15 protein-coding genes are annotated in these 12,939 nt (G+C 43.5%); 12 read left to right on the top strand and 3 right to left on the bottom strand.

The window, feature by feature from the left end:
- Positions 1-265 precede the first annotated feature (265 nt).
- The 7 genes from groES to guaA all read left to right on the top strand — a co-directional run bounded on the left by groES (position 266) and on the right by guaA (position 7,215).
- Positions 266-550 carry a co-chaperone GroES gene (gene groES / locus LPY66_RS05595; RefSeq protein ID WP_337987111.1) on the top strand — a complete coding sequence of 95 codons (285 nt, stop codon included), beginning with the start codon at positions 266-268 and terminating at the stop codon, positions 548-550.
- 39 nt (positions 551-589) lie between these two features.
- Positions 590-2,224: a chaperonin GroEL gene (gene groL / locus LPY66_RS05600; protein ID WP_337987112.1), complete on the top strand. Its 1,635-nt coding sequence runs from the start codon at positions 590-592 to the stop codon at positions 2,222-2,224.
- A gap of 537 nt (positions 2,225-2,761) precedes the next feature.
- Complete coding sequence (locus LPY66_RS05605) at positions 2,762-3,028, top strand: DUF4332 domain-containing protein (protein WP_337987113.1); 267 nt, start codon at positions 2,762-2,764, stop codon at positions 3,026-3,028.
- A gap of 121 nt (positions 3,029-3,149) precedes the next feature.
- Positions 3,150-4,055, top strand: coding sequence for a UTP--glucose-1-phosphate uridylyltransferase GalU (galU, locus tag LPY66_RS05610; protein WP_337987114.1), 906 nt, complete (start codon positions 3,150-3,152; stop codon positions 4,053-4,055).
- A 172-nt stretch (positions 4,056-4,227) separates the two neighbouring features.
- Entirely contained in the window at positions 4,228-4,896 is a 669-nt protein-coding gene (locus LPY66_RS05615) for a hypothetical protein (protein ID WP_337987115.1), read from the top strand.
- Positions 4,897-5,095: 199 nt separating this feature from the next.
- A complete protein-coding gene (gene hpt / locus LPY66_RS05620) occupies positions 5,096-5,635 on the top strand; it encodes a hypoxanthine phosphoribosyltransferase (protein WP_337987116.1) in 540 nt (179 codons plus the stop codon).
- Between the two features lie 47 nt (positions 5,636-5,682).
- Entirely contained in the window at positions 5,683-7,215 is a 1,533-nt protein-coding gene (gene guaA / locus LPY66_RS05625) for a glutamine-hydrolyzing GMP synthase (RefSeq protein WP_337987117.1), read from the top strand.
- Positions 7,216-7,394: 179 nt separating this feature from the next.
- On the opposite strand, the gene LPY66_RS05630 is transcribed toward guaA, so the two are convergent.
- Positions 7,395-7,556: a hypothetical protein gene (locus tag LPY66_RS05630; protein ID WP_337987118.1), complete on the bottom strand. Its 162-nt coding sequence runs from the start codon at positions 7,554-7,556 to the stop codon at positions 7,395-7,397.
- Here LPY66_RS05630 and LPY66_RS05635 point away from each other — a divergent pair.
- The 5 genes from LPY66_RS05635 (at position 7,540) to LPY66_RS05650 (ending at position 11,147) form a co-directional block, all read left to right on the top strand.
- The gene (locus LPY66_RS05635) at positions 7,540-8,178 is read left to right on the top strand and encodes a hypothetical protein (RefSeq protein ID WP_337987119.1); all 639 of its coding nucleotides are present in this window, start codon (positions 7,540-7,542) and stop codon (positions 8,176-8,178) included. The two genes, LPY66_RS05630 and LPY66_RS05635, sit on opposite strands and share 17 nt — an antisense overlap.
- Entirely contained in the window at positions 8,126-8,272 is a 147-nt protein-coding gene (locus LPY66_RS20970; RefSeq protein ID WP_443112460.1) for a TnpV protein, read from the top strand. The genes LPY66_RS05635 and LPY66_RS20970 overlap by 53 nt, the downstream gene beginning before the upstream one ends.
- Positions 8,273-8,515: 243 nt before the next feature.
- Positions 8,516-9,451, top strand: coding sequence for a KilA-N domain-containing protein (locus tag LPY66_RS05640; RefSeq protein ID WP_337987120.1), 936 nt, complete (start codon positions 8,516-8,518; stop codon positions 9,449-9,451).
- Positions 9,452-9,640: 189 nt separating this feature from the next.
- Complete coding sequence (locus LPY66_RS05645; protein WP_337987121.1) at positions 9,641-10,255, top strand: DUF5052 family protein; 615 nt, start codon at positions 9,641-9,643, stop codon at positions 10,253-10,255.
- A gap of 124 nt (positions 10,256-10,379) precedes the next feature.
- Entirely contained in the window at positions 10,380-11,147 is a 768-nt protein-coding gene (locus LPY66_RS05650; protein ID WP_337987122.1) for a prepilin peptidase, read from the top strand.
- Between the two features lie 5 nt (positions 11,148-11,152).
- Here LPY66_RS05650 and LPY66_RS05655 read toward each other — a convergent pair whose 3' ends face one another.
- Both LPY66_RS05655 and LPY66_RS05660 read right to left on the bottom strand, forming a co-directional pair.
- Positions 11,153-11,416 (bottom strand): hypothetical protein, encoded by a 264-nt coding sequence (locus tag LPY66_RS05655; protein ID WP_337987123.1) that lies wholly within the window; start codon positions 11,414-11,416, stop codon positions 11,153-11,155.
- Between the two features lie 163 nt (positions 11,417-11,579).
- The gene (locus LPY66_RS05660) at positions 11,580-12,539 is read right to left on the bottom strand and encodes a glycosyltransferase (RefSeq protein WP_443112475.1); all 960 of its coding nucleotides are present in this window, start codon (positions 12,537-12,539) and stop codon (positions 11,580-11,582) included.
- Positions 12,540-12,939: the final 400 nt, after the last annotated feature.

The following is a 12,939-nucleotide window of genomic DNA, read 5'->3' on the forward strand; positions in this document are numbered from 1 at the left end:
AGGAAAAAATCGGTTATTCTATAGTTGGTTTTCATGGAGAGACAATGATTTTCTTCCAGAAAATACATAATGTTAACTATATAGTATTTGAGCGAGAAATTAAGAAAAATAAAGTAAACCAATCATAATCCGTTGTAATCATGCTTGGATAGAGTTGCATTACTTTCTATCCTTGCATATTATTATACCTAGGTATTAGCACTCATCTTAAATGAGTGCTAACAATATAAAGCTTATTAATAGATTTCAAGGAGGGAAATCATTTATGAACCTAAAACCATTAGCCGACAGAGTAATCATTAAGGCTATCCAAGCTGAAGAAAAAACAAAAAGCGGGATCATCATGCCCGACACTGCAAAGGAAAAACCTCAGGAAGGTGAAATCATTGCCGTGGGACCCGGCAAAGTTGAAAAGGGCGAAAGAATTCCGATGGAAGTTAAAGTCGGCGATCGCGTAATTTATTCTAAATATGCCGGTACAGAAATAAAGGCAGATGGTGAAGAATATCTGATCCTGAGAGAATCGGATATCCAGGCCATCATTGACTAGTTAAACTTTTATTGTGTAAATATAAGGAGGAACACAAAGGTGGCTAAACAGATTGTTTTTAATGAAGATGCCCGCCATGCAATGGAGCGTGGCGTCAATAAGCTGGCGGAAGCTGTCCGCGTTACATTAGGACCTAAAGGACGCAATGTTGTTCTGGATAAAAAGTTTGGATCTCCGCTCATCACCAATGATGGTGTGACCATTGCCAAAGATATCGATCTTGAAGATCCGTTTGAAAATATGGGCGCTCAGCTGGTTAAAGAAGTTGCAACCAAAACCAATGATGTTGCAGGAGACGGCACAACCACAGCAACTGTTTTGGCTCAGGCTATTATTCGTGAAGGCCTGAAGAATGTTGCTGCAGGCGCTAATCCGATGGAAATTAAACGCGGTATTGAAAAAGCGGTTGAAGCGATTGTTGCCGATGTTAAAGCCAACGCCAAGACCATTGACAGTAAAGAAGCGATTGCACAGGTTGCTTCCATTTCCGCTTCTGACCCTAACATTGGTTCACTCATTGCTGAAGCGATGGAAAAAGTCGGTAGAGACGGGGTCATCACAGTAGAAGAAGCTAAAGGTATGACTACCGAACTGGATGTCGTCGAAGGGATGCAGTTTGATCGCGGTTACGTTTCTGCCTATATGATTACCGACACAGAGAAAATGGAAGCCGTTTTGAATGATCCGTTCATTTTGATCACAGACAAGAAGATCAGCGCGATTGCTGATATCCTGCCTGTATTGGAAAAAGTGGTTCAATCCGGAAAACCGCTTCTGATCATCGCTGAAGATTTGGAAGGCGAGGCAATGGCTACTCTTATCGTCAATAAACTCCGCGGTACCTTTACCGCTGTTGGTGTCAAAGCGCCAGGCTTTGGTGATCGCCGTAAAGCGATGCTCGAAGATATCGCTGTACTTACCGGCGGACAGGTTATTACCGAAGATCTCGGCTTAAAGCTGGAAAATACCACGCTGGATATGCTCGGACGCTGCCGTCAGGTTAAAGTCACGAAGGAAGAAACAACCATTGTTGACGGAACCGGCGACCTGCAGGTAATTAAAGCCCGGGTTGAAACCATTAAGAAACAAATCGAAGAAACTACCTCAGATTATGATAAAGAAAAACTTCAGGAGCGTCTGGCTAAACTGTCCGGCGGTGTAGCAGTGATACAAGTCGGCGCAGCTACCGAGACTGAAATGAAAGAAAAGAAACTGCGCATCGAAGATGCACTGGCAGCTACCCGTGCTGCAGTTGAAGAAGGCATCGTTGCCGGCGGCGGTACCACGTATCTTGATGCACTTAGTGCCCTTGAAGGATTGGATGTCTCCGGTGACCAAAAAACCGGTGTGGCTATAATTCGCAAAGCATTGGAAGAGCCTGTCAGACAGATTGCCAACAATGCCGGACTTGAAGGCTCCGTTGTCGTGGAAAAAGTCCGTAACAGCGGCAGAGGTATCGGCTTTAACGCCATGACCGAAGTTTATGAAGATATGATTTCGGCCGGTATTGTTGATCCGGCAAAAGTAACCCGTTCCGCGCTGCAGCATGCAGCTTCCATTTCCGCAATGCTCTTAACCACGGAATGCTTGGTTTGCGATCTGCCAGAGAAAGAAAATCCTGCTGCTGCTATGGGCGGCATGGGTGGCATGGGCGGCATGGGCGGCATGATGTAAGAACGCTGCGGCCTTGATCACAAGGAACAACTGCGCTTCCATGCCCTTGAAAATGGCCTGAGGCAGTCTTAGGGCGAATTGGAGTAGGATCAGCGCAAAAAATAATCCCCTTATTGGGGAATGATATAAATCCTCAGGAGAAGCTTCTCACTAGTTCACCGGAACTTTTGAGGAGCTTCTTTTTCGTAATTACTCTGATTAGAAAACAACCGTCGCTAACGCGAAATAAAATTCTTCACATTCTTAAAATACCGATAAATATGAAATTATTAGGAATTCACTGTAAATATTGAATAATCAAAATATTCATTGATGCTGTCTGAATTATATATTATAATGAGAATAATAGAACATTTTTCCAGATTAAGCGATAAATACAAGGGGGTATTAAACGCTTTTTCCTGTTAAGAGCAATTAGCGTAACCGACCGCCAACAGTCGGTTTTAGTTTTTTTGTTATCGTTTTATGTCCTGATTAGAAGATGTCATGGGATATTAACCTATTAATCACAATAAAGGAAGAGGAGGGCAATCTGTTATGGCAAAGGTAAATATGATTGAGGGGATAGGAGAAGCGTATGAGATGAAGCTAAGAGCGGCAGGGATAAGTACGTTGGAAGTTTTTTTGGAAACGTGTGCGCTTAAGAAGGGGAGAACAGCATTGGTGGAAAAAACCGGAATTTCGGAAAAACTGATTCTAAAATGGGCAAATCATGCGGACCTGGCCAGAATTAAGGGAATCGGCGGCGAGTATGCTGAACTGCTGGAAGCCGTAGGTGTTGACTATCAGAGATGCTGCCGGTGAGCCAATATATTCGCTGACTGGCAGCATTCTCTTCATTAATAAAGAAAAATGTTTACTTTCTTATATCTGAATGATATATATAGGATTAGCGTTACAGTCCATATTTCCAGGAGGAGAAAACATGAAAATCACTAAAGCGATCATTCCTGCGGCAGGGCTTGGGACACGGTTTTTGCCTGCGACCAAAGCCCTGCCCAAGGAGATGCTGCCAATCGTTGATAAACCCACGATCCAATACATTGTTGAAGAAGCGATTGAATCCGGTATTGAAGATATTCTGATCATTACCGGCAGAGGCAAATGGCCTATCGTTGATTATTATGATCGTTCGCCGGAACTTGAAGCTCATTTGGAGAAAACAGGAAAGCTGGATATCCTGGAGAAGATCAAAAATTTATCTTATATGGCGAATATTCATTATATACGACAGAATGAACCCCTGGGTCTGGGGCATGCCATTCACTGCGGCAAATCATTTATTGGTAAAGAACCTTTCGCAGTACTTCTTGGTGATGATATAATCAAATCTCAGATTCCTGCCACGAAGCAGCTGATTGATTTAGCATCTAAGACAAAGGCGACGGTGATCGGTGTTCAGCAGGTAGCTGAGAGCGAAGTGAGCAAATACGGCATTATTGATCCGCTTGAGCATCATGGGAATGTTGTAAAAGTCAGAAACCTAGTGGAAAAGCCGGCGACGGATAGGGCACCATCACGCTTGGCAATTATGGGCCGATATATCATAAATCCTTCTATTTTTGGTTATCTGGAAGGGATTTCAGCCGAGGCTGGCGGAGAGATCCAGCTGACGGATGCCTTAAAAGCTCAGAGCAGAGATGAAGCTATCTACGCCTGCTTATTTGAAGGGAAGCGCTATGATGCGGGTGACAAACTGGGTTACCTTAAGGCCACAGTGGAATTTGCGCTGGAAAGTTCCATTCTGGGGGATTTATTCTCCAAGTACCTCGATGAACTCTATTTACAACGTCATCAAGCAACAGAAAAGAATGATCCTGCAGTATCTTAAAGACGATGGATCATCACCATGACGATGGATCATCACCATATTGATATCGTTTATATTCTATCTATACCGGCCCGGGGCAACTACGGGTCGTTTTAGTTATATTAATTTTCCAGTAATACCTTTTCAGAGACGGGCATAGTAATAATTAAGAACTCCGCCGGGAGGCAAGGGTATGAGAAAAAAAATAATTATCGGGGCCATTGTTGTCTGTATTATACTGATCGTTGGCGTATTGATTGGCGTTTTGCGTCAGCCTGACCCGGATCAGTTAGTGAGTCAAGCGCTGGAGAATTTGAATAAAGCCAATTCGTTTTCTTATCATTTGACTCAGCAGCAAATCGTCAATGGCAAAGAACGCCTGCTGACCCAGATCACCGGTTACAAAAGCGGCGATAATATCCAGATCCAGGGTCAGTTGGCAGGAAGTAACGTCGAAATGATCCAAGTCAATAATGTACTTTACAACAAAGATCCCTTTAGCGGCAAATGGTTGAAATTTAGTGATGTGACGATTGTTCAGAAAGTTTTCCTGGTGGAGCTTGACCCAATGGCTACCTTGCAGTTAAAGGAATGCGGGGAGGTGGTGCTTAAAGGCGAAGAGGTAGTCAACAGTAAGAAATGCTGGGTGTGTACCCTAAAACCGAGTGTTCAGAATCAATTGATGGAAAGTCTATGGACCGATTTTGAGTACACGCTTTTTATTGCAAAAAGTGCAAAAACAATAATAAAAGCCGAAGTCAAAGCAATAAATAAAGAAACGGAAGAGCCGATGGTATTGGTTCTGGAGTTCAATGACATTGGCAGGAAAATAACGATACAACCGCCGGGTCGATCTGAATGAAACAACGAATAGCGTATTCTCGGTGAAAAATAACTGATATTTTATAGGGAAGAAGGCTGTGATAACGTAAGTTCACAGCCTTCTTCCCTTGCAGTTCACAGATAAAAATACATATTTATCTGGAAAAGGGCTGGATTACTATCGATAGTAAATGTATGATATAATATGGCAATGGTATCATCATAATGGAGTGATAAAAATGGAAAGAGTGATCGCCAAAGTCCTTGTCAATGAGGAGCAAATTAAGAAAAGAGTCGCTGAACTTGGCGAACAGATCACGCATGATTACGCGGACAAGAATCTTCTGATCATTGGAATTTTTAAAGGAGCAGTGCCTTTTTTGGCTGATTTGATTCGGCAGATACGGATCCCGATACGATACGACTTTATGGCTGTGTCCAGTTACGGGAGTTCAACGAACTCTTCAGGAGCTGTTCGGATATTGAAAGATTTGGACCGCAGTATTGAGGATTGTCATGTTCTCATTGTAGAAGACATCGTGGATACGGGCTTGACACTGCAATATCTGAAAGAAAACCTGCTTGGCAGACAACCGTTAAGCCTGAAAATTGTTACGTTTTTAGACAAACCGGAGAGAAGAAAAGTAGACATTCACCCGGATTACAATGGATTTGTCATCCCAAATGAATTTGCGGTCGGTTATGGTCTCGATTACAACGAGTTGTACAGAAATCTTCCGTATATCGGTGTATTAAAACCGGAAATATATGAGCAGTAAGCTTAACGCATTAAACAAATAATAGAGGCAGATGGAGGATAGTGTGCATGGAACGCGATCTAGTATTAGTTTTGGATTTCGGCGGACAATATAATCAGCTGATTGCCCGTCGGGTGAGGGAAGCTAAAGTATATTCAGAAATGATCTCATATAGGACCCCAATTGATAAGATCAGAGAAATGGCTCCTAAGGGGATCATATTCTCGGGTGGACCTGCCAGTGTGAATCAAGAGGGAGCGCCTTTGATTGATCCTGCAATTTATGAATTAGGTGTACCCATCCTGGGCATATGTTATGGAATGCAGCTCATGACGGTACAGCTGGGCGGCAGTGTGGAAAAGCCCGATGCCCGGGAATACGGAATTACCGAAATTACCATTGAAACCGATGAGGGCGTCTGGTCTGGAATTCAGGGAACGCGTCAGTGTCTGATGAGCCATGGCGATTCTGTAACCGTTTTGCCTGCTGGCTTTGAAGGAGCTGCCCATACGGCGAATACACCGGTCGCAGCGATAGCCTGCCACCAAAAGAAATTCTATGGTGTGCAATATCATCCCGAGGTCAAACACACACCCGAAGGACAAGCCATGCTTGAAAATTTCCTTTACAAAATTTGCGGTTGTCATGGCAATTGGACAATGGAATCGTTTATCAAGTCCCAAATCACGGAGATTCAGAATAAGGTCGGAAATAAAAAGGTATTATGTGCATTAAGCGGCGGTGTAGATTCTTCTGTCGCTGCGGTTCTCGTGCACAAGGCGATTGGTGATCAATTGGTGTGTATTTATGTCGACCATGGCTTTATGCGTAAAAACGAATCGGCACAGGTCAAAGAGACCTTTACCAATAAATTCCGTTTAAATTTGGATTTTGTTGATGCATCGGAACGGTTTATGGCCAAGGTCAAAGGGATATCCGAGCCTGAAGAAAAACGCAAACGGATCGGTAATGAATTTATCCGCCTATTTGAAGACGAAGCCCGCAAATTAGGCCAAATCGATTACTTGGTACAGGGTACTCTCTATCCCGATGTCGTCGAAAGCGGCACGGAAACGGCAGAGACGATCAAGACGCATCATAATGTCGGTGGCCTGCCGGAGGATATGCAGTTTGAACTGATTGAGCCCTTACGCATGCTCTTTAAAGATGAAGTGCGTGAAGTCGGACGTGAATTAGGGCTGCCGGAAGAAATAGTCTGGCGCCAGCCATTCCCCGGGCCGGGATTAGCCATTCGTATCATCGGTGAGATTACCGAAGAAAAATTGTCGCTCTTACGTGATGCCGACGCGATAATTCGGGAAGAAATAATTAACGCAGGGCTTCACCATGAAGTATGGCAGTACTTTGCTGTCCTGCCTTCAATCCGCAGTGTCGGTGTTATGGGAGACGGAAGAACCTACGGCTATCCGATCATCCTTCGCGCTGTCACCAGCGACGATGCGATGACAGCAGACTGGGCCAAACTGCCGTATGAACTTCTGGAGACCATCTCCAATCGGGTGGTTAACGAAGTCCACGGTGTGAACCGTGTCGTCTATGACATCACCAGCAAACCCCCCGGCACGATTGAGTGGGAATAAGAAACACAACAGCCCCGAGAACCTCAGTAAATCAAGGCCCTTGGGGCTTTTTATGCGAAATCGCAAAAAGCCGCGCTCTGCATCCGTGCTCCGCTCGGCGCTGGAACTGTGCCACCCAGACCTACTATTGGGTCATTGTGAAAGAATTAAAGAATGTTGTACTAGCGGTTACTAACGACTTAAACTTTGCGCCACTTTTTCGTTGGTTCTTTCATAAAGCCTTCGTCGCAAGTCTGCGGCCAGATTAGTTTCCATTCCATATATTCGGCCTTGCTGATGATCCCGTCGGCAAGGTCTTTTTTGCGTTGCTGCCATTCTGAGGTAATGGAGCGCCACGGCATTGAGTGGGAACAGCTTGGCACTCACGAAGAGCACCTGAGTGTTGTTGACTACAAAAAAGTCCAGCGCGTCAAAGAAGTTGCTGCACTTGAGGAAACAATTTCCGGCAAGCAGGAAGAGCTTGACAATTTCCTTTCTCGGCTGGTGGATATTCAAGATCAGCTGCAAACAGCGGAAAGCAAAGAAAGGTTTATTGCCCAAAATGCCGGCCATTATGATAATGACCCGGAATACCAATTGCAGGAGCCAAGACCTTTGATGTCAGCAAAAAGCTATAGAGAGAAAGTTGCAGAGCCATTGGTGCAAAAGCTTAAAGTTGTAATTCGCAGTATCTTATCACAGTTCTTTGAAAAGACAAGAGCGCTGATGATTGAACTTGATCGGGCGAATAGTCAAATCGGAAGCCTATATAAACGACTTGAAAAAAGTGAAGCAAAAGGCGAACGTCTTCAAGGGGTTGAAAAAGACTATAACCGGCTGCGCCGGTTTTTGGGAGGTGACAGGACAGATGAGATAATTAGTGACGTAAAGGTACAGGAAATGGCGGATAAGGCAAAGAGTGAAAGAAAAGGTGAAGTTTTTTCTTTTTACTGGAAGGCTAAATGCCTACTTACGCGAAGTTGACGTTAAAGCCCAGGAGATGTATGACAGGATGGTCAGAGAATATTCCCAGCAAGGTGTAAGCGAGCAGCTCACCTGGTATAACGCGCCCCGCTGAGCGGCAATGTCAAAATCCGGGCGGTTGCCACTGACTTTGTCGGTAATACCAGTGATATAAACGCATAGAGGCGAAGCGGCAATGAAATAAAATCCTGCAATAGATTTCTGGATTTATTATTTTGCAAAAAAGCATAGATTTAAACTCTTGAACATATGTTCGATATATGGTACTATTTTCCTGTAGCATATTTTGAGAATTCAAAAGTTTTCTTGTCGCATATTGAATAGGGAGGCATATTTGATGCCAAAGGATAAAAACTTTAAGGATACTATTTTCGCTAAAGGGACTGAGATCACTGTTATTTCCAGTGAAGATGAGAATGATTATATTTCATTGACCGATATCGCAAAATATAAAACAGACGAAAACCCTGGTTATATGATACAGAACTGGATGAGAAATCGTAACGTAGTTCAATTTCTTGGCTTATGGGAGAGGTTAAATAATCCAAAATTCAATTGCCTCGAATTCGAGGCAATTGAAAATGAAGCTGGACTCAATAGTTTCGTTTTGACACCTAAAAAGTGGATTGAAAAAACAGGAGCTATCGGTATGACTTCGAAGCAAGGCCGTTATGCAGCTACCTTTGCGCATTCCGATATCGCCTTTGAGTTTGCCTCATGGATTTCGCCGGAGTTTAAACTTTACATTATTAAAGATTATCAACGCTTAAAAGCGGATGAAAATAGCCACCTGTCAATTGGCTGGAATCTCAACCGTGCTCTTGCGAAAATTAATTATAGGATACATACGGACGCCATCAAAGAAGTACTAATCCCACCGGATGTTACTCCGCAGAAGCAGAATATTACTTATGCCAATGAAGCTGACCTTTTGAATGTTGCTTTGTTTGGTATGACTGCTAAAGAGTGGCGACTGGATAATATTGACGCTAAAGGAAATGTCCGTGACGAGGCATCACTTCAGCAGCTTATTGTTCTGTCAAATATGGAAAGCTTGAATGCAGAGTTCATCCGCCAGGGGTTACCTCAAAAAGAACGTCTCCTGAGGCTTAATGCCAGCGCTAAACAAATGATGAGATCACTGCTGGATAGTGCAGGTATTGAACGAATGAAGCAGTTGGAACCCCCTAAGAAATCAAGCGCACAGACTATTGAACGAGAGGAAATTCGCAAGCTCAGAAATTCAAAGAAGAAGCTGATGCTGGACGAATAGCGGTGTGTTAGAAACTTGAAATAGTGGAGCGTTTCTGATAGCATTTTGATAACAAAAAATCGGCAAGCGTCGGCTAATATAGAAAACAGATATAAAAAGCATAAGGAAAAGCATGAAACTACCCCAAATAATATATTTACGTAAAGATTGTCATACACGTGTTATCGAGGATGAGGGGAGAGTCTTATCATGAAAAAAAAACAAAAGATGGTATTTATTTTGGTTGCGCTAATTGCTGTTTGCCTCATGTTCCCGGCTTGCGCCTCTGTTCAAAGCGCTATGGAAAACCTACAGGGATCGCTGGTAGGGGATAACTTCAAGATTCTTACTTATGACGATTACGGTAATAATACGTTGACCGCTCAAGGGAGAAATATCAATATCGGGTTGTTTAAAAACTATGCCAATGAAACAGGAGAAGGTTATGCTTCAGAGGTTCTGGAAATCACGGTGGAAGGAAAGCAGCTTCTTCATGTAGGATCGACAATCATCTTTGCCGAAAAAGGGATCAATATGATCAAGGATTTCGATTTGCAGTACCTCAAAAATGCAACAACCCAAGGGAAAGCAACGTTTGTTGCCCTGGATAGATCGGTGAACAACTACACTAATCTGATCGGTAAAAAGAAGACAATTATCGTTAAATCCCAAATGGGCATTTTAATCGGCGTGTATCAAGGGGACAGAGTGCTGGTGGAAATCCCAACTGATTTGCCTAAAATGACACGTCTCATTATTGATGGCAAATCTCTCTATATCCACCGGGCCGATTACGAGATTTTTGATACAGGTATGTTCAAATAGAAAAGATATGGTAAAATATAGCATGGTATTAAGTAATCAACTATAAGATCGTATTACGAAATAAATTATAGGTTGTGGACCCTCTTGGGCAGAGAGGTTATGGTCCTGCCGGAATGAGGTGACTGTGCTGGAAAATACATTGGTTGCCGTCTTTGTTTTGATCTATGGCCTGATCATCGGCAGTTTTTTAAATGTGTGCATTTATCGGATTCCGATTGGAAAGAGTGTCGCCAAGGGACGTTCCTATTGCCCCCATTGTGATTCGCTGATCCCGTGGTATCTGAACATTCCTCTGTTCAGTTATCTTTGTCTGAGGGGGCGCTGTGGGAATTGCCAAGCGCCGATTTCTCCGATATACCCGCTCGTCGAAGCACTAAACGGGATTCTGTATTTACTCGCTTGGTATACCTACGGGCTGAGCGTGGAAGGCTTATTTGCCGCTATTCTTTTGTCGCTATTGGTCGTTGTGGCCTTTATTGATATGAAGCACAAGATCATCCCCAATAGTCTTGTTATCATGATATTTGTTCTTGGTGTATTGCATGCGGTTTACCAGAGTGTTTATCTCGGGGTGGATTGGTACTTGGGGATCATCGGCTTAGTGGCTGCCTCTGTCCCGCTGCTGCTGATCATGCTTATTTATCCGCAGGGGATGGGCGGCGGTGATGTTAAGCTAATGGCGGCAGCCGGAGTGTTCCTGGGACCAAAGATACTGCTTGCCTTGTTCATCGGCGCTCTGTGCGGAGGATTTTTCTCGTTTTTTCTTTTAGCATGCCGTAAAGGAACAATGAAATCGGAAATCCCGTTTGGGCCTTTTCTTTCTTTTGGGATATTTACTGCGGTGATCTTTGGAGAAGCTCTTCTTTCTCTGTATTTATCGACTTTCTTCTAGAAAAATTACATTTTATAGAGATACCACGTGCAGGTTTGGACTTCGAACTTCAGTTCAAATAGCTTCAATAAGTTGTTGACTTCTGCTTCACAGCGAAATATCAGCATACGATTGCCGGCGGTTTTTTCTTCCGTACGGTGTACAATACGCTGGATCGAGACGATCTGATAGGTACCATCCTCAGCCGTGATACGGTATTTTAAAGGCTGTGGAATCCCGTCACGGGTGAACCATGCAATAAGTTCAACCGGTTGCATATATACTTTCATTGTGCTCCGTCCTTTTAGAAAAATGACAGGGTGAACATCCTATATTCACTAAATATCATATACTCACTATAACAGAACATATGTTCGATGTAAAGTTAAGATAACAGTATATATTTACCATAGCTTTCATCAATTAGGGAGCTATGGTAAATATATTAAATAGTTAATTTGAGCGGCGGAGGTAGTATTCAAAATTCTCCAGGGCCCAAGTTTCATGATACACATGTCCTTCCCGTGAGGCAGGATCCAGAAGGGAAGCGCAATACGCTGTCCGTTTTCCTTCGGCTAATTCATTAAAGAGTTCGAGGTATTTCCACTTGGCATATTTAGCAAAGCTTTCGTTGCGGTTAGTTTGCTTGGCGAGCATAAAGCAGGTTTTGACGCTTTTATTTAAAGAACAGGAATTCAAAGCGGCACATTGGTCACAGCCTATAGACTGTGTCATATCGATCTCTACGTTGGTCATGAAACCCACTTTATATGAGGTGTAATGCGTAATCCTTGGCGAAAGTTCGGCATCACCGTAGCCGCATTCTTCGCTCCAGTAGCCGATCTGTTCGAATAGTTCCGGTCTCAAGCCTTGAAGGGAGCCGGGAATGAAATCCATGATAACATCAACAGCGGCGTTTTTCAGCTGGAGATAGGACAGATCTCCCTTGACTCGGGGTATAACTGGGGGCAAATAACGGGGATAGGGGTTGTCGCGCATCACACCGAGAAGGCCCACTTCTGGAAAAGCCTCAAATACGGCTATATATTTGCTTAGCCAATCTTTGGTGCGGATAAAGACATCGCTGTCAATGGTGAAGAAATATTGATTAGGTTTTCTTTTTTTAAGATTATAGTTCAAAACATAGATCGGACCCCGGTTAACACAAAACCGGGTCTTTGATTTTATGCGTTCGTCCTGAAGACCCTTGATATATTCCCAGGTATCATCCTTGGAATTACAGTCGATGATATGCATCTCGAAATTTTCATCCGAGTTTAAGATATTGTTTATATTCTGAATCGTAAGGCCCATTCGGTTAAACGTAACAAAGCTGATAAACGGAGGCGGGGTAGTACCTGGAGAATGCTGTGCGTCCGGTGAAATTATTTCTTCGGCAATCCCGGGATCCATGATCAGGCGATGAACCTCCGCCGGATCCGGCTTTTCCAAGGGGGTTAATGGTGTCATGTTACACTGTTCAGGCGGCTTTGTCTTGATCGGAAACAGGCGTTCATTGGGTGCAAGCGGTCCGGACGATGGAAATGATTTAACCATCGTTTTATAGAGTTCAAGTAGAACCGCTGAAACAGTAGGCGTTGGTGGGACAAAAGGAGCAGAAGGTGCAGAAGGACTTGCTGCATCTGATATAGTGGGTGCCACAGGCGAGAGGCCGTTTGTTTTATATTGGATTGCGGGAATGACGATATCTTTGAGAAAAAATAATCCTATGCTATTGAGGGCAGAAAATAGCTCATTCAATGAATATCAACCTTTCTACCGAAGTCGCTTCCGGTTATTGTTATGCTTAACA

It is taken from the genome of Dehalobacter sp. DCM (assembly GCF_024972775.1).
Classification (GTDB): Bacteria; Bacillota; Desulfitobacteriia; order Desulfitobacteriales; family Syntrophobotulaceae; genus Dehalobacter.